Annotated in this window: 17 protein-coding genes, 2 tRNA genes and 2 rRNA genes; 6 read left to right on the top strand and 15 right to left on the bottom strand. The window is 54.8% G+C overall.

Going from position 1 to position 16033, the window contains the following annotated elements:
- Position 1: 1 nt before the first annotated feature.
- Genes ACP5KC_RS00770 through ACP5KC_RS00760 form a run of 3 tightly spaced genes read right to left on the bottom strand, consistent with a single transcriptional unit; the run spans position 2 to position 1958 of the window.
- On the bottom strand, positions 2-655 hold the full coding sequence (locus ACP5KC_RS00770) for a DUF47 family protein (protein WP_052884737.1): 654 nt from the start codon (positions 653-655) through the stop codon (positions 2-4).
- Positions 648-923, bottom strand: a complete 276-nt coding sequence (locus ACP5KC_RS00765) for a hypothetical protein (RefSeq protein WP_273434177.1) — start codon at positions 921-923, stop codon at positions 648-650. The genes ACP5KC_RS00770 and ACP5KC_RS00765 overlap by 8 nt, the downstream gene beginning before the upstream one ends.
- A 60-nt stretch (positions 924-983) precedes the next feature.
- Positions 984-1958, bottom strand: a complete 975-nt coding sequence (locus tag ACP5KC_RS00760; protein ID WP_424738164.1) for an ATP-binding protein — start codon at positions 1956-1958, stop codon at positions 984-986.
- A gap of 53 nt (positions 1959-2011) precedes the next feature.
- Between ACP5KC_RS00760 and ACP5KC_RS00755 the strand changes: the two genes are divergently transcribed.
- Positions 2012-2461 carry a hypothetical protein gene (locus ACP5KC_RS00755; RefSeq protein WP_428286729.1) on the top strand — a complete coding sequence of 150 codons (450 nt, stop codon included), beginning with the start codon at positions 2012-2014 and terminating at the stop codon, positions 2459-2461.
- Between the two features lie 37 nt (positions 2462-2498).
- A complete protein-coding gene (locus ACP5KC_RS00750; protein WP_052884733.1) occupies positions 2499-2846 on the top strand; it encodes a hypothetical protein in 348 nt (115 codons plus the stop codon).
- Here ACP5KC_RS00750 and ACP5KC_RS00745 read toward each other — a convergent pair.
- The 6 genes from ACP5KC_RS00745 to ACP5KC_RS00720 form a co-directional block, all read right to left on the bottom strand.
- The gene (locus ACP5KC_RS00745; protein WP_428286728.1) at positions 2843-3163 is read right to left on the bottom strand and encodes a hypothetical protein; all 321 of its coding nucleotides are present in this window, start codon (positions 3161-3163) and stop codon (positions 2843-2845) included. The genes ACP5KC_RS00750 and ACP5KC_RS00745 overlap by 4 nt on opposite strands.
- 115 nt (positions 3164-3278) lie before the next feature.
- A tRNA-Gly gene (locus tag ACP5KC_RS00740) sits at positions 3279-3370 on the bottom strand.
- Positions 3371-3465: 95 nt separating this feature from the next.
- Positions 3466-3558: transfer RNA gene (locus tag ACP5KC_RS00735), tRNA-Met, on the bottom strand.
- Between the two features lie 47 nt (positions 3559-3605).
- Positions 3606-4508 (bottom strand): CBS domain-containing protein, encoded by a 903-nt coding sequence (locus tag ACP5KC_RS00730; protein ID WP_052884731.1) that lies wholly within the window; start codon positions 4506-4508, stop codon positions 3606-3608.
- Positions 4509-4642: 134 nt separating this feature from the next.
- Positions 4643-7727: ribosomal RNA gene (locus tag ACP5KC_RS00725) — 23S ribosomal RNA — on the bottom strand.
- Between the two features lie 158 nt (positions 7728-7885).
- Positions 7886-9385: ribosomal RNA gene (locus ACP5KC_RS00720) — 16S ribosomal RNA — on the bottom strand.
- The 16S and 23S rRNA genes sit together here, the layout of an rRNA operon.
- Before the next feature lie 337 nt (positions 9386-9722).
- Here ACP5KC_RS00720 and ACP5KC_RS00715 point away from each other — a divergent pair.
- From ACP5KC_RS00715 to ACP5KC_RS00705, 3 genes are read left to right on the top strand one after another with little or no spacing between them, the layout of a single operon-like run.
- Positions 9723-9995, top strand: coding sequence for a protein translocase SEC61 complex subunit gamma (locus ACP5KC_RS00715; protein ID WP_273433749.1), 273 nt, complete (start codon positions 9723-9725; stop codon positions 9993-9995).
- A gap of 11 nt (positions 9996-10006) precedes the next feature.
- Complete coding sequence (locus tag ACP5KC_RS00710; RefSeq protein WP_052884729.1) at positions 10007-10483, top strand: transcription elongation factor Spt5; 477 nt, start codon at positions 10007-10009, stop codon at positions 10481-10483.
- Complete coding sequence (locus ACP5KC_RS00705) at positions 10483-11796, top strand: UbiD family decarboxylase (protein WP_273433746.1); 1314 nt, start codon at positions 10483-10485, stop codon at positions 11794-11796. Before ACP5KC_RS00710 ends, ACP5KC_RS00705 begins: the two co-directional genes overlap by 1 nt.
- 11 nt (positions 11797-11807) lie before the next feature.
- On the opposite strand, the gene ACP5KC_RS00700 is transcribed toward ACP5KC_RS00705, so the two are convergent.
- The gene (locus tag ACP5KC_RS00700) at positions 11808-12188 is read right to left on the bottom strand and encodes a hypothetical protein (protein WP_428286727.1); all 381 of its coding nucleotides are present in this window, start codon (positions 12186-12188) and stop codon (positions 11808-11810) included.
- 20 nt (positions 12189-12208) lie between these two features.
- On the opposite strand from ACP5KC_RS00700, the gene ACP5KC_RS00695 reads away from it, so the two are divergent.
- The gene (locus tag ACP5KC_RS00695; protein ID WP_052884724.1) at positions 12209-12874 is read left to right on the top strand and encodes a hypothetical protein; all 666 of its coding nucleotides are present in this window, start codon (positions 12209-12211) and stop codon (positions 12872-12874) included.
- Between the two features lie 25 nt (positions 12875-12899).
- Here ACP5KC_RS00695 and argF read toward each other — a convergent pair whose 3' ends face one another.
- From argF to ACP5KC_RS00670, 5 genes are all read right to left on the bottom strand, one after another.
- A complete protein-coding gene (gene argF, locus ACP5KC_RS00690; protein WP_236944877.1) occupies positions 12900-13838 on the bottom strand; it encodes an ornithine carbamoyltransferase in 939 nt (312 codons plus the stop codon).
- 51 nt (positions 13839-13889) lie between these two features.
- On the bottom strand, positions 13890-14801 hold the full coding sequence (ftsY, locus tag ACP5KC_RS00685; protein ID WP_273433741.1) for a signal recognition particle-docking protein FtsY: 912 nt from the start codon (positions 14799-14801) through the stop codon (positions 13890-13892).
- 5 nt (positions 14802-14806) lie between these two features.
- Entirely contained in the window at positions 14807-15202 is a 396-nt protein-coding gene (gene pfdA, locus ACP5KC_RS00680) for a prefoldin subunit alpha (RefSeq protein WP_052884721.1), read from the bottom strand.
- A 50-nt stretch (positions 15203-15252) separates the two neighbouring features.
- On the bottom strand, positions 15253-15507 hold the full coding sequence (gene rpl18a / locus ACP5KC_RS00675) for a 50S ribosomal protein L18Ae (protein WP_052884720.1): 255 nt from the start codon (positions 15505-15507) through the stop codon (positions 15253-15255).
- Between the two features lie 297 nt (positions 15508-15804).
- Positions 15805-16033, bottom strand: a 229-nt coding sequence (locus ACP5KC_RS00670; RefSeq protein ID WP_428286726.1) for a hypothetical protein, incomplete at its 5' end; no start/stop codon positions are given.

Genomic DNA, 16033 nt, shown 5'->3' with positions numbered 1-16033 from the left:
GCTATAGGAGATAGAATAGGAGTATGTAGACGTTGGTTGTCAAGTCGTAGACAGTGTCGGAGATATCTTCAAGCATCTCGGCGACGCTTAGGAGTAGGAGGGAAGTACTACTTGAGACGTTCGAGTCTAGGATGCTGAAGATCGTGGATCTATAAATTGAATCTATCTTGTTTTCAAGCTCCGATATCTGCTTGATAGAATCTAGGGCCTGTGCGGGGTTTGACTGTAGTTTATTGAGAAGTTCATCCATGGTCTGTAGCATTCTTCCTAGTTCTTCACTCATGTTTATGAGCCCGTCCTTGATGTTGGCGGGGACAACCCAGTTGCGCTGTATTAGAAAGCTTAGCCTGTTCGTGATGCCGCTTAGCCTGTCTATGATTGCCATTATTCTAGAGCCTATTCTGACCCACTCCTCCTTGTGCTCAAGCATCCGCGAGATTTTGGAGAGATAGGAGAGGTACTCTGTTTGAAGATCCTTGGTCTCGTTCTTCATCCTCTGGGCGTTTTCCAAGAGTTTCTTCTGCTCCTCGCGTTGAGTATCGTCTTCGATGGTCTTCAAGACCCGGGCTATGTCGTTGAGTATTGCCTGTGCGAGGGTAAGCTCCTTGCGTAGGATGGCTATTAGTTTAGCGTCGGCTATTGAGACGCTAGACACTCGTGCTCACCTCTCTAGCTCTTACAGTTGCTATTGTGTTATCAGCCACCCCCAGAGTTTTAAGCTCGTCGGTGTTGCACCAAACCTCGTTGGGAGGTACCTTGTCGAATGTTTGGCTCGAGAAGTGTAGTTTTTTCTTGCCGGCTATCACGACTTCAATCTCGGAGGTTATCCCGAGCTCGGCCATTGTTGAAGGATTCATGTAAGCCTTGCCCTCCGGCACCTCATCTTTTCTACGAATCCTTAATCTCCTCTCCTTCCTCTGCATTCAGACACCGAAGCTTAAACGTCGAACATTAATATATTTTATTTGCGTGAAGCTTATGACTTAGAGGATGCTGGCACGCCTAACCCGTAGAGGCTTGACTGTGTCAGGATATACAGCGTAGATAATTCCCCGTCTAGCTTTAAACCTTGTTCTTGATATTGTATCAGCTTGGAAACCTATCTTGAGAAGATCCTGGGGGTACGGGTTATGAATCAAGATGAGTTGTGAGTTTCTCACGACTCGCTCTGAAAGGTCGTCAAGCCTCTGCGAGACAGCTATGACTTGTTCGCCGAACTTCCTGACTTCCAGGAAGAGCCTCTCACCTATGGAGGGGGGATCCCACCTGGCCCTGTAAGGAATTATATTCCATGCCTCCTCGATCAACGTGGCGTGAAGTATCCTTCCTGTGATTCCTCTAGCGAACACTGAAAAGTCATAGAGGTGTTTTAAAATGACCAGGGCTAGTAACCCTCTGTACTTTAATGGGAGCGTGCTTAGATCGACGATGACGTTGTCTTCAAAAAGGAAATAGGGGGCTTCGTCACCGTTCAAAACCATGCCCATAACGCCCTCGTTTAGTAGAGATAGCCTGCGGAGCAGGGCTGCCTTGACTTCAAACTCCTTGTAGTCTCGTGAAGGTTGATCCTCCACGGCTTCTATGAGATACGAGAGCTTTAAGCCATCTTTGCCTCTCTCTTTAAGGCTTTTAACTAGAAAATACCATTGAGGTTCAGTCAACTGGAAGACCTGAGACAAGAGGTCGACCACAAACTCCACGTCGATCTTGTCGTGGCCGGCGAGGATATTCATCGACAGGTTCTCCCCGGGAACATATCTCTTCAGACCCTTGTATTCACCGTGCCAATCAAGTATCAAAACACTTACCCCTTTCTTTACGTACTCCTCGACAAGAACCTTAGCGGTATTCGTCTTACCTGACCCGGTTGGACCTATGATAAGTATGTGGCTGTCAGGTATCTTCAGCTTGCCGAAGAACCTATTTGATAGGTTCACGCTCAACTGCCTAGAAAGCATCACCATTTTAAATTAGCGAAGCTTAAATCGTTGCGAGACATGTTAGACACGTAATGGCTGAAGAACGCGCAGCCGGCGTTGATGGACACCTGCGGGTGCTACCATCAGAGATTAGGGCAGAGAACATTGTAAAGATCGGGGCCGCTGTATCGTTGAATCTAAGTTTTAAAGATGTAACTCTGCGTGCAAGGAAAATAAGCACAATTGGAGTAGTAAAGAGTCTTTACAAGGGGAGATCGTTTCAAGACTACACTCTCAGCTTTGAAGAGCATGAAGTGATTGTTCGTGTCTGGCCAGATAAAATACCGGTGGAGACGATGGGTTGGCTTGTCGAGGGTACGCCCGTGCTGGTATATGGGATGATAAGGGAGTTCAACGGTGTCATCTATGTCTCGGCAACTCTCATTAAAAAAGTCCCTGAGACCTATTTCGAGGTATTTAAAAGACAATTAGTCGTTGACCGCGAATTGATTTTGAGAAGTATAACTCCCACGAAAACATAATAAGCAATTCTCCGATTTGAATAAATGGTAAAAGCGGATGCCCTCTAAACGAAAAAAGGAGGAAAAACAGCCTAGTGGTGTAGACCTCACAGCATTCCTAACACCAGGGTCAGAGGAGAAGAAAACTGTAGAGGGGGAAAAGAGGGAGGAGCCCGGTATAGGGGCTCTACTGACAGAGGAGGTTGAAGAGTTAATACTTGAACGTTTGAAGCCGGAGGGCGGGGGGCTTACGCGCAGCCAACTCTACGAGTGGAGTAAGAAAAAGGGGATTAAGCCCGCTGTTTTCTACAAGGCCCTTACATCGCTTATCGAGAAAGGTGTAGTCGTCAGAAAATTTGACCCTAGCAAGGAAGAATATGTTTTCCAACTCTCAGGAAGCCCTTAAACCTTGGTAAACTTCCTTTTGAGCTCTCTGTACTCCTCCTGAGGAACCTTCATGGCCTCCCTCTTACCGTCATCCGTCAGGTTTACCTCGTATCCAGTCATTGAAACATAGCCTTTATCCTTCAACCCTCTTAGAGCCTCCGCGAATCCAGCAACGACGCGTGCAAAGTTCGGGTTCTTGCGGGGGAGAAACTCCTCAGTGATAAACTCTGCTAGATACTCCTCAGGGGTGTTGCTGCTAGCCTGGAAGTATATTTTCCCGCCATACTCATAGTAGATATATGCAAGCACGAACCTTTCGACTCCCGTAAGGCTCACGAAATCACCACTGAACCCTTCCATTGATGCCGTTATAAGCGTTTTGCAACCAGGATTAGGAGTAGGCTGAGGATTCATTCACGCTATCCCCAAGTGACCAGAAGTGCATATGAGGTGCGGCCGCCGGGATTTGAACCCGGGTTCTCCGCGCCTACAGGGCTCTGCGGCTTGGGAGGCCGCCATCCTACCAGACTAGACTACGGCCGCACCACACGTATTAGTAAGGGTTTCACTCAAAAATTTTTTGCCACACACGAGGCACTAGGAAATCGATGAACGGGAGACCGGCTAGTAGGATATAGTGCCGGGGCCGGGATTCGAACCCGGGAAGACCGGATAGCTCATCCCGGTTGATTATGAGTCCGGCGCCCTAGACCAGGCTAGGCGACCCCGGCTTGAAAAATAAACTACAGAAAGAAAATATATCCGTTACGCTGCTCCTCTAGAAGGAAACACGGGAAGCGTATATCTTCTGGCGCATCTCATCTATGAACGTCTCTACTCCTCTGATGCGTGGCAATCTAGACATGACGTCGCGTTCAGTAAGTATACCTATAGGCCTCTGACCCACAGCCACCATGAGGGCCCCTACATTGTGGTTCTTCATCTTTAGTATGGCTTTTCCCACGTCCTCTTCAGGATCGACTGTTAACACAGGCCTGCTTGCAATATAGGATAGGGGCACGCCGTAAACAGCCTCCACTCTCCCAGAGCTCAATGAGTTCAGAGACTCCTCTGATGCTAGGAAGCCTATCATGTCCTTAACAGTGACGATCCCCTCCAGAGCACCACCCGAGATCAATGGGAGTCGACGAACCCTGCGCTCAGACATAACCTTCATTCCCGCAGCAAGAGTATCACTGGGCGACAAACTGACAAAATTACTCGTCATGATCTCCTTGACTTTAACATGGGTTTCAATATCCGCGAAAAGAGAGATCAGATGACGCTCCGAGATAAGCCCCCGCAACTTTCCATCCCTGTCAATAACGGCCAAAGCCCCAACCCCCTTCTCCAGCATCGTCTCAACAACCTCCCTTAAATCAGAGTCGACATAGACGAAAGGAGGCTTATAACTCAGTTCTCGGGCCTTCGTCGCTCGGAGAGCCTTCAACACATCACCGCCGAAAAGCCCCCCTACAACCGTCTCGAACCTTTTACCACCTAAAAAGTCAATAAGATCCCTCACAGAGACCATGCCGACAAGCCGACCATTACCGTCCACCAGAGGACAATGCCTTACACGCTTCGAGGCCATTCCTAGGAACACGTCCATTAGTGAAGCCTCAACATCAAGATACAGGGCGGGAGGGTATCGACCAATATGAATCTCGCTAACTCTCATCGTCATATACGTAGAAGGGGAGGTTAAAATTTGTTATCCAACTAAAAATGAATTAACAGTTGACGAATAAAAACATCAAAAGAATGAAGAAAATGAATTCGCGCCGCGCAGGAGATTTGTGCTCAGGCTTACACCAGTAGACAGCCTCGGGCTATTGGGAGTGGCCGGCTCGCACCTCGGAAACCCTCGGTGCCTACACCGCCACCCCATCAACCCCGTCTTCTACGGGTGCCCTCGTCCCGGCCACAAGCCTCGTCGCCGAGGCCCAATGGCCGGGAATGGCCGCCTCGTCTCGGGGTGGGTTTCCCGCTTAGATGCCTTCAGCGGTTACCCCTTGCGGCGTGGCTGCCCGGCAGTGCCCTACCGGACAACCGGTAAACTAGAGGCCACGGCCCGCCGTTCCTCTCGTACTGAGCGGACCATCCCCTCAGGCGGCCAACGGTCCCGGCAGGTAGAGTCCGACCTGTCTCGCGACGGTCTAAACCCATCTCACGTTCCCCTTTAATGGGCGAGCAGCCCCACTCTTGGCCCCTGCTGCAGGGCCAAGCTGGGAAGAGACGACGTCTGGGTACCAAACCGCGGGGTCGATGTGAACTCTCGCCCGCGACGAGCCGGTTATTCCCGGGGTAACTTTTCTGTCATGCCCGGCCCCCACCGAAGGGGGCACGAGCGTTCGCTAGGCCCCGGTTTCCCGCCTGCGCCCCATGCGTTTAAGGGCGCAGTCAGCCCGGCTTTTGGCCTTGCCCTCTACGGCGGAGTTCTGACCCGCCTGAGCCGAGCTTTGGGCACCCCTGATACCTTTTCAGGGGTGTGCCGCCCCAGCCGAACAGCCCACCTGGCGCTGTCCCCCAGGATCGCCCCAGGGTTAGGGATACAGCCACGAGTGAGCGGTGTTTCATGATCGCATCCACCAGCCCCGGAGGACTGGTTTCATCGCTCCCGCCTACGCTCCGCACCCGCAGCCGTATCCCAACGCCAGGCTGCTGTGAAGCTCCACGGGGTCTTCTCGCCCCACCGGGACTCCCAGGACTCTGCACCTGGTTGCGGGTTCAGCGGGTCCCGGGCTGGGACAGTGGGGACCTCGTTGATCCATTCATGCGCGCCGGAACTTACCCGGCAAGGCATTTGGCTACCTTAAGAGAGTCAGAGTTACTCCCGGCCTTCAGCGGCGCTTCGCCCGGTTGTACCCGGGTTTCACGTACCGCCAGTGGCCAGGATTCAGCCCCCGTACTCACCCTTTCGGGCTCGCGGGGACCTATGTTTTTATTAAACAGTCGGGTCCCCCTTGTCACTGCGACCTGCGGTCCCAGGGGTAGGCCCCAAGACCGCAGGCACCCCTTATCCCGAAGTTACGGGGCTAATTTGCCGAGTTCCCTAGCCCGGGTTACCCCGCCACGCCTTGGGCTTCTCACCCAGGGGCACCTGTGTCGGTTCTCGGTACGGTCGTGGGGGATCCTTCCCCACTCCCTTTTCACTGGCCCCGGGAGTCGGGGGAACCCGCCTAACGGCGGGCCCATCACGCCTTCACCCGTTTCTCGCCATGACGGCACTCCACGGGCTTCAGCGCTTGGATAGGGCGGTGGCCCTACTCCCCCTATCCCGCGGCGTCAGGAGTGGGGCCTTGCGTTGCCGCGAAGCGTACCCCCACGGCAGGGGAATATTAACCCCTTTCCCTTTCGGCGGCACCGGTTAAGGGCCGCCTTAGGACCGGCTAACCCTCAGCCGACGACCGTTGCTGAGGAACCCTTGCCCTTTCGGCGGAGGGGATTCTCACCCCTCTTGCGCTCTTACTACCGCCGGGATTTTCGTTCCGAGCGGATCCATCGGACCTCACGGCCCGACTTCTAGTCCACCCGGACGCCCCCCTACCGGATCACCCCACAGTGTGGGGTGCCCCGGGGTCTCGGCGGCCGGCTTAGTCCCGCTAATCTTCGGGGCCCCCCGCCTCGGCGGGTAAGCTGTTACGCACTTCTTAGCCGATGGCTGCTTCTAAGCCTACGGCCCCGCTGTCTAAGGCGGGGGACACCCTTCTGGCTTGACACTTTAGCCGGCACTTAGGGGCCTTAACCCCGGTCTGGGTTGTTCCCCTCTCGGCCTGGCGGCTTATCCGCCAGAACCCGTCTCCGCCCATCTACGGTGCCAATCGGTTCGGGGTTCGAAAGGGAGCCGGGGCCTTTCGGCCCCTAAACCCCCAATCGGTGCCCTACCCGATTGGCCACCTCCGGGCGGGCCGGGCTGGGACCCGCTTTGGGGGGAACCAGCTATCACCGAGCTTGATTGGTCTTTTGCCCCTAGGCCGAGGTCATGGGAACGAATTGCACGTCAGAACCCCTTCGGGCCTCCACCCGGCTTTCGCCGGGCTTCACCCTGCCCCGGCCTAGATCGCTCGGTTTCTGGTCTCACGGCTGTGACTCCGGGCCCTTTCAGACCCCGCCCCACACCGGTCTGGCGACCGGCTACGGGCTTGTCGGTTTCCCTGCGCCTTCGGGGCTTGACCCCCTTAGGCTCGCCACAGCCGTGAACTCCCCGGCCCGTGTTTCTAGACGTAAGGCGTGACCCCGGTCCCCTCCCCTCGTACTACCCGGTCGCCCGGGGTTCCTTTAGGGAGGATCGACCCTTTCGGGCCACGCCACCTGTAACCGTCCGGTTTCAGGCTCTTTTCACCCCCCTTCCGGGGTGCTTTTCAGCTTTCCCTCACGGTACTAAGTTCGCTATCGGTCTCGGGACGTATTTAGCCTTGGAGGTCGGTGCCCCCCAGCTTCCCACAGCAAAACCAAGCCGTGGTACTCAGGGACACCCGCCATCTCCCCCCTCGGGTTTCGCCTACGGGGCTGTCACCCTCTGCGGCGGGGCCTTCCAGCCCACTTCGGCTACCCGAGGCCGGGAGGACGCGGGGCCCTACAACACCACATCCGCCCAGGCTTATCGCCTAGGAGTTCGGTTTGGGCTCTCCCCCTTTCGGTCGCCCCTACTCAGGGGATCCCTGTTGGTTTCTTCTCCTCCCCCTACTAAGATGTTTCCGTTGGGGGGGTTCCCGCTCGGTACTCCCCGAGAGGGTTTCCCGAGCGTTACGGGCTATTCGCCCGTAACAGGAGGTCCCATTCGGCGATCCTCGGATCAAAGCCTGCATGCGGCTACCCGAGGCGTATCGCCGCTTGCCACGGCCTTCCTCGGCGCCCGAGCCTAGCCATCCACCGGACGGCTTCGAGCTGTCTACTGGTGTAAGCCTGATCTGCACACTCCTGCGCGGCGCTCATCATCCCCCATGGCGTCGCATGGGGGCTTGCGCCCTTCACCCAGGAGGCCTGGCCTCCGGGGTTGCATCCATTATGAGTAGGCGTGAGGCGCGGTGCGCAGGCTTTCCGACCGGATCAAAAAGGAGGTGATCCGGCCGCAGGTTCCCCTACGGCCACCTTGTTACGACTTCTCCCCCCTTGGGAGGCCCAGATTCGACCTCCCACCTTTCGGCGAGAGGCCTCACCTGGGCCTCCCTCGGGTGGAGCGACGGGCGGTGTGTGCAAGGAGCAGGGACGTATTCACCGCGCGTTGGTGACACGCGGTTACTAGGGATTCCACGTTCACGAGGGCGAGTTGCAGCCCTCGATTCCTACTGAGGCGGGGTTTACGGGATTTCCTTCCCCTTTCGGGGTCGGAGCCCGCTGTCCCCGCCATTGCAGCTCGCGTGTAGCCCGGGGGTTTCGGGGCATACTGACCTGCCGTAGCCCCCACCTTCCTCCGGCTTATCGCCGGCAGTCCCCCTAGAGTGCCCCAGCCCCGAAAGGCTGGGTTGCAACTAGGGGCGGGGGTCTCGCTCGTTCCCTGACTTAACAGGACACCTCACGGCACGAGCCGGCGACGGCCATGCACCTCCTCTCAGCTCGTCTGGCAAGGTCGTTAGCCTGGCCTTCATCCTGCTGTCGCCCCCGGTGAGGTTTCCGGCGTTGACTCCAATTAAACCGCAAGCTTCACCCCTTGTGGTGCTCCCCCGCCAATTCCTTTAAGTTTCAGCCTTGCGGCCGTACTCCCCAGGCGGCGGGCTTAACGGCTTCCCTACGACACTGGGCGGGCTCGAGGCCCACCCAACACCTAGCCCGCATCGTTTACAGCTGGGACTACGGGGGTATCTAATCCCCTTTGCTCCCCCAGCTTTCGTCCCTCACCGTCGGGCGCGTTCCAGCCGGGCGCCTTCGCCACTGGTGGTCCTCCTGGGATTATAGGATTTCGCCCCTACCCCAGGAGTACCCCCGGCCTCTCCCGCCCCCTAGCCCGACAGTATCCCCCCGCTCCCACGGTTGAGCCGTGGGCTTTAAAGGGGGACTTGCCGGGCCGGCTACGGACGCTTTAGGCCCAATAATCGTCCCGACCACTCGCGGGGCTGGTATTACCGCGGCGGCTGACACCAGGCTTGCCCCCCGCTTATTCGCCCGGCTTTTTAGACCGGGCAAAAGCCACCCTCATCGGGTGGCACTCAGGGTGGCTCCGTCACGGTTTCCCGCATTGCGGAAGTTTCGCCCCTGGTGCGCCCCGTAGGGCCTGGGCCCTTGTCTCAGTGCCCATCTCGGGGCTCCCGCTCTCACGGCCCCCACCCGTTATCGGCTTGGCGGGCCGTTACCCCGCCAACTACCTGATGGGGCGCAGCCCCATCCTCGGGCGGCTGCAACGGGCATGGCGTTGCAGCCTTTTCGGCGCGGACCCATTCCAGGAGTCTGCGCCTATGGGGGATTAGCCCCAGTTTCCCGGGGTTATCCCCCTCCCGAGGGTAGGTTAGCCACGTGCTACTGAGCCGTCCGCCGGAGCCGGCCGTAGCCCCGGCTCCTAGACTTCCATGGGTTAGCCCCACCCTGATAGCAGTCGGGTCCGGCAGGATCAACCGGAGTCTGGCCGCGAGCGGGCGGAGCACCATTTATGAGCCTGCGCACCGCGCCTCACTTTCTTTTCCCCGAGAGTGCAGGAGCACGTTCTTGTGCCCCAGTTTTCTCGGGGAAGCACTGTGTTGCCGTGGACGGAGGCCGCCTTTTCATTGGGGGAGGTTGCCTCCCCCGTGATCCAGGCGAGCCGCCGGGGTCCACGGCAGCATTTTAGTGTTGTATATCAGACCTTTATATACTTTACTTTAAGGAATATTCCTATTATTGCGTGTTTCAGACCCGTCCCACGCGGTCGGCGGCAAAGTTTTTTATGATCGAGGGTTGATGAGGTACAGGGTGTAATGTTGTGGGCCTCAGAGAGACCTTCGAAGACTGGGTTAAAGTGTTGAAGCTTGCTACTAAGCCGACGAAAGAGGAGTACATGCTTACACTCAAAACAGTCCTGCTTGGCTTGGGGCTTCTGGGGAGCATAGGCTTTGCGTTCCAGCTTGTAGGAAGCATGCTCGAGTTTGCAAGCTTCACGGCTATCCCCCGCGAGTACATGGTTGTGGGGGGTGTGCTCGTAGCCCTGGTTCTCGTACTCGTCACAATGTACCTTAGGGGTAGAAGCAAGCTTTAGGGTGTATGCAAGTGGGGGAGAAGAGCTCGAAGGGCACGCGTTTCTATGCCTTCCGCGTCACTGTGGGCCAGGAGTACAACGTGGCCCAGCTGTTGTATAACCGTGCGAAAGGCGGTGGCTACAGGGTATACTCTATCGTCGTCGTGCCGGGGGTTAGGGGCCTCGTGTTTATAGAGTGTGATGCCCTGTACGAGGCCCAGAGGCTCGTAATGGGGATGAAGCATGTACGAGGAGCTGTCAGAGGGGCTATAAGCTATCAGGAGATGGAGGCCTTGATCAAGCCGAAGCCCATAGTCGAAAGCGTGAAAGTCGGGGACATCATAGAGATTATAAGGGGCCCGTTTGCGGGGATGAGGGGTAAGATAGTCAGCGTCGACCCCACCAGGAACGAGGTCAAGGTGGAGTTAGCCGAGGCCGTCTACGTGTTGCCTGTAACCATCAGCGCTGAGGACATAAAGGTGGTCCAGAAGGCTGAGGCGCAGTCCTGATGTCTAATACTGGGGGAGGAAGACCCGAGCTAGATTTGAGGCTTTTCCTGAAAGAGCTCTCATCGAGGAAAAGGCTTGTATCGCCTTCTTCGATGCTAAAGCTAGAGTTCCAGGTCGCCAGGTTTATTCAGGAGGCTCAGCCTAGTCCCATCCTGGTCAACTCCGAGAAAGGACCTATAGTCTCGAATCTGCTTGCCTCACGGGAGGCCCTGTATTTGGCTTTAAACGTGTCTAGCGACGCTGAGGCTTATTTGCAGATGTCTAGGGCCCTGGCATCTCCGAGGAAGATCGAGCTACTGGAAACCCCCTCGATGGCCTCGCTGGGAGATGACCTTTACAAACTACCCATCCCAAAGTTCTTCGAGCTCGACGGGGGCCACTACATAACGGCTGGAATCTTTGTGGCCAAGGAGTGCGACGGAAACGCTATCAATGCTAGTATTCATAGGGCTATGCTGCTCGACGAGAACCACTTAGCCGTCAGACTTGTCCCTAGACACCTCTACCACATGTTTACGAAAGCCGAGAAGAAGAGGTGCCCATTAAGGGCCGCCATACTTATAGGCGCTCCCCCAATCTTCTACCTGACCGCCGCATCAAGTCCCCCCTACGGGGTATACGAGGCCGAAGTGGCGAACAGCCTGGCAGGGGGTAGTCTAGCCGCCACAGTAGACCTACTCGAAGGAGTCCCCCTACCGGTTCCAAGCGAATACGTGATCCTAGGAGAGTTCCTCCTTGATAGGAGGGCTAAGGAAGGGCCCTTCGTGGATATACTAGGCACGTATGATGAGGTGCGTGAGGAGCCTGTCTTCAAAGTACACGAGATTCTTGCACGTCCAAGCCCATTGTTTTACTCGATTCTGCCCTCAGGAGAAGAACACATATTACTTATGGGGTTCCCGCGGGAGGTAACCATATGGGAGTCTGTCAGTAAGGTTGTCCCTAGAGTCCATAGGGTCAGACTCCCGGTTTCCGGGGGCGGGTGGCTTTACGCGGTTGTCAGCATCGACAAAAACGTGGACGGGGATGCTAAAAACGCTATCTTGGCCGCCTTCGCAGCACACCCCTCGCTCAAGCTAGTCGTAGTAGTTGACGGCGACGTGAATCCCGACAACCCCCGAGAAGTCGAATGGGCTATAGCTACAAGGATGCAGCCGGACGAAGACGTAATAATATTGAGGGGGGTTAGGGGGAGTAGCCTAGACCCCTCAGCTGACCAGAAGAGCCTCATGACATCAAAGATGGGAATCGATGCTACACGTCCCTTAGGCAAGCCGGACTGGATGTTCAAGCGTGCCAGGATACCAGAATAGGATCAGGAAAGCTAGAGACGTGACACTATTACTGGGGAGACCGCAGCACATTTTTTCTTCAGCAACTCGACAATCCACAACCCGAAGACGTCAGCGTGCACACGTCCAACCCCCTTTATTCTCTCAATGTTAATCCTGAAGAGGGGCCCAGCCTCTTCAACGCATACTGAGAAATCCTCGCCCCAAAGCCACCCGTCACGCTTCCTTAACCCGATTTTCAAATACCAACACTCGCCACTCCTCTCAATCCTCTTCACGCGTACCTCAACCCTGGAGAGACCTTGGGGTGTCTCGATTTGAATGCTCTGGGTAAAGTCCTTCAGACTGCTCAAGGTCTCCGTAATGTCTACTCCACTGCAGCCATCAACCTCGATGACTGTTTTTTTAACCAAGAGCACCAGCTAAGTATAACATGAACACCGTGATGAAGAAAAGGTTTACGCGATCCTTGAGGGCTTTCAGCCCTAGGACAGATGACGTACTCGTCGCCGTGACACTGGAGAATCTCCAGTCACTCCTATTGCTAGACCTTCTTCTCGACATAGAGAAGGAGTACAACGTGAGGATCCACCATCTACATATCGGTGAGTCGATCCCGCGCGAGATAGAGGAAAGAGTGTCACGATCCCCGATTATAGCTTCCACTAGACTAATACGGTTGAAGCCTAAAAACTACACAGACGTAAAACTCAACGTTGTCTCAAACCTTGGCCAATATCCAAGTGACAGCTTGTACGTGCTCCCCTTCACGGCAGACGACCTGGCATGCTACTTCCTTGAAGAGCTCCTTAAAGCAAATCTAACAGGACTAGCACTGGAGGCTGAAGCCCGTACAGCCTACCCCCTGTACACGACTACCAATAGCGAGGTTGGCCAGGTGTATAGGGGTACCAGTCTTCGCGCCGCTACTATTAGGGACTGCGATCTTCTCCAAGCTCTCGCCGGTAGAGTAGCTCTACAGGCTTTCGGAAACTTTTACGTGGAAGCCTATGTTAAAAGAAGAGGTGGAGCAAGAGTCAACGTAGAAGGCGAGTTCCAGGGTCGCCTCGGAGCAGCGGGAGGAAACGAGGATGAATAATTTTGAGAAAATAGGTCACGGAACTTCAAATTCTCTGCCTCCAGTGCGGATTAAGCAGGTAGAGCAGAACAGCCTTCGAGGTGTGGAGCCTGTTCTCAGCCTCGTCAAACACAACGCTTTGAGGACTCTCTATCACATCGTCTGTTATCTCCTCCCCCCTGTGTGCCGGGAGACAATGCATGACTATGTAGTCGTCCCTGCCAACCCTCTTTAAGAGCTCCGCATTAACTTGATACCTCGGCAAAAATGTTTTAATTCTCTCCTCACGCTCCTTCTCTTGGCCCATGCTCACGAAAACATCCGTATAAATCACGTCGACATCCCTTACCGCCTCGAAGGGATCCTCGTATACCTCAATCCTCCTGTAAATCTCTTCCCCAAGCACCCCCGGGTCAGGCCCGTACTGCCTCGGAGCGGCTACCCTGACCTTAGCCCCGAGCTTAACGCCTGCTATCGCAAGCGAGTTGAAAACGTTGTCGCGGCCGTCGCCTACAAAGGCTATCTTTACACCTTCAATTCTGCCCTTCTTCTCCATGATCGTCATGTAGTCCGCTAGGGCTTGCAGAGGATGGTACTGGTCGCTTAAAAGATTAATAACCGGCACGCTCGAGAATTTGGCTAGCTCAACGAGGTCAGAGTGCCGGAAAACTCTAGCCGCGAGAGCGTGGTGGTAGCGTGACAGCACCCTACCTAGATCCTTAACAGGCTCCCCCCTGGATAGCTGTAGCTCCTGGGCAGAATAGGAGATTGGGAACGCGCCTAGCTCCTCGATAGCCACCGTGAACGAGGCTCTTGTTCTCGTAGACGGTTTCTCGAAAATCATAGCGATGTTAAGGCCTGTAAGGTATGGCAGAACTGTCTTCCCGTGCTGTCTTAGCCTCTTCAAGAGTATTGCGTCATCTATGAGAAGCCTTATCTCCTCAGGGGTATAGTCCCTAAGCGTAAGAAAGTCGCGTTTGTGCACATTTAATCTTCCTCTACAATAATAAATTTTTAACTGTCTAAAAGCCGGCCGCTAGAAGGATAGAAGTGAGTCTATAAAGCTCTTGTAATCGAAAGGCTCTAGGTCTTCGAGACGCTGCCCTGTACCCACGTACAGCACAGGCCTCCCAGTCACGTAGACTAGCGAGACAACAACTCCACCCTTCACGTCCGCGTCAAACTTCGATACTATGCTTCCATCTATTCCCACCTCCGAGTGGAAAGAGCGGGCCATCTCAACCGCGTCATTACCTGTCAACGCGTCCCCAACGAATATTTTGAAGTCTGGCTCCACCACCCTTATGATCTTCTTCATCTCATCCATTAGGTTTTTCTTTGTATGCATCCTCCCAGCGGTATCTATCATGACCACGTTGTAACCTCCCCTTCTAGCCCTCTCAACAGCCTCATACGCGACGGCTGCCGGGTCGGCACCATACCCCATGCTGAAGACGCCGGCACCGGCGAGGCTAGCTATCTGTGAAACCTGCTCTATCGCACCGGCTCTGAAAGTATCGGCTGCGGCTATCAATACCCTTAGCCCCTTCTTCGAGAATCGATAGGAGAGCTTTCCAATAGTGGTTGTCTTCCCGTGGCCGTTTGGGCCTAAAAAGATGACCTTGAAAACTCCTTTTTGCCTGGCCTGCTCCATGGCTAACTTCTCAAGGTCTATCCAGCCTGCCCTCTCAAAAACCTCTTGAAGAGTTGCACGAAGCTCGGATTCTAGAAACTCTTTTACGCTCCTCCCCCTTTGAATCCTCTGACCCACGACCTTACTCCTAAGATCCCCTATTATCCCCTCAGCCACCTCTACCGCTACATCGCTCTGCACCAGCTCTATGAAAAGCTTTGAAGCTGCCTCGTCAAACCTCTCAGGCGTGAGCTCTTTGAAGGCCAGCGTGTCAACGAACTCTCTAAAAATCTTGGAGAGCTTTCTAGCGGACATCAATTCTACCTTAGTGAAGCCTGTAGCTGCTGTAGCCTTCCAAGGACATTGTTTAGCTCGTCTACTCTTCTCTCGATGATTTTTTGCAGCTCGCCCCTCCTCTGCTCAAGAAACTGCAGCGTCTCGTTTAAATCCTTCTCAACGAGGATGTTGGAGCCGATGGCAACAAGGAACTTTTCCTGTCTATTGATCAAAGCCTTCGCGTAGACTCCCGACGAGATGGGTATAAGTATCTCTTTTGACTCTCCCAGGGAGCTTATGTTCTTTAGAGTTATTACAGTAGCGTCGACCTCCTGCAACAGGTTTTGCGCCAGTGTGATCTCTTTTTGTAGCTCCTCGGCCAACTGGCTCAGCACGGTGTATTCTTGGGCTATTCTCTCCCTCGACTGCTGTGACGACATCAAGGGCTTGAACAAAAGCCTAGAATAAATATTCTTTGGCAGATCAAAACTTAGGCGTACAAGACAACCCTATCCGTAGCCGCTAGCGCCTTCACATAGACGTCTTCGACGTCGTCAGGGCTTACTTCCCTTATACCCGTGATCTTGACGTGGTTACGGGTAACCTTGTGGCGACTCCCCAACAGGCTGTAGAGTTTCTCCAATACGTCTTTTTCTCCCAACCCCCTGAGATATATTCGGAACTTGCGACGCTCGCCAAGCCGAAGCTTCATCTCCCCTGTAACCTCGAAAGTGCGTACGGCCATTGTTTACCGCCTACCCATGGCTTGGCATAATGGATAGAAAAACCTTTTGCTGGAAAGACGTGGAAGTAATAACAATCGGTAAGAGCGGACCACCGCCGACCGCGTGGGGCGGCTTCCGGGTTACCATTCCAGGGGGTTATTCTCTGGATCCTGGTGCTCGTATCCTGCCTTTTTTCTCGGCAAGTGATATGACTCCTTGATGCGTCGGTACAAAGGCTTCGTTTTTAGCCGGCGCTGAGACGTTGCATCCTGTCTTGTGGTCAATGTCCAAGCATGCATTGATGCCCGCGTTTATCTCTAGGCCGAAGTTCTTGCACGCGCATCGCCACCCTCAGGGCTTACGCGAGCATCGTCCCAGGCCAAAGGAAGGCACTTAACGGCATCGATGCAATGCTCAGGGAGCTGGAAGAACTCCAAAGCAGGATCGAAGGCCTTCTCGAGGAATAGGAAGCATAGAAGACATGCTAGAACCCCCAAAAATATAGAGAGTGGACCGGCCGGGATTCGAACCCGGGACCTCCGCCGT

It is taken from the genome of Infirmifilum sp. (assembly GCF_049970975.1).
GTDB classification, from domain to species: domain Archaea; phylum Thermoproteota; class Thermoprotei; order Thermofilales; family Thermofilaceae; genus Thermofilum; species Thermofilum uzonense.
Note: the sequence above shows the minus strand (reverse complement) of the source record. Positions and strands in the feature narration are given on the sequence as shown.

Excerpts from the sequence above, each read along its gene's own strand:
- ACP5KC_RS00765 (WP_273434177.1), bottom strand. The coding sequence starts at position 923 with ATGCAGAGGAAGGAGAGGAGATTAAGGATTCGTAGAAAAGATGAGGTG.
- ACP5KC_RS00760 (WP_424738164.1), bottom strand. The coding sequence starts at position 1,958 with ATGCTTTCTAGGCAGTTGAGCGTGAACCTATCAAATAGGTTCTTCGGC.
- ACP5KC_RS00755 (WP_428286729.1), top strand. The coding sequence starts at position 2,012 with ATGGCTGAAGAACGCGCAGCCGGCGTTGATGGACACCTGCGGGTGCTA.
- ACP5KC_RS00750 (WP_052884733.1), top strand. The coding sequence starts at position 2,499 with ATGCCCTCTAAACGAAAAAAGGAGGAAAAACAGCCTAGTGGTGTAGAC.
- ACP5KC_RS00730 (WP_052884731.1), bottom strand. The coding sequence starts at position 4,508 with ATGAGAGTTAGCGAGATTCATATTGGTCGATACCCTCCCGCCCTGTAT.
- ACP5KC_RS00705 (WP_273433746.1), top strand. The coding sequence starts at position 10,483 with ATGTCTAATACTGGGGGAGGAAGACCCGAGCTAGATTTGAGGCTTTTC.
- ACP5KC_RS00695 (WP_052884724.1), top strand. The coding sequence starts at position 12,209 with ATGAACACCGTGATGAAGAAAAGGTTTACGCGATCCTTGAGGGCTTTC.
- ftsY (WP_273433741.1), bottom strand. The coding sequence starts at position 14,801 with ATGTCCGCTAGAAAGCTCTCCAAGATTTTTAGAGAGTTCGTTGACACG.
- pfdA (WP_052884721.1), bottom strand. The coding sequence starts at position 15,202 with ATGTCGTCACAGCAGTCGAGGGAGAGAATAGCCCAAGAATACACCGTG.
- rpl18a (WP_052884720.1), bottom strand. The coding sequence starts at position 15,507 with ATGGCCGTACGCACTTTCGAGGTTACAGGGGAGATGAAGCTTCGGCTT.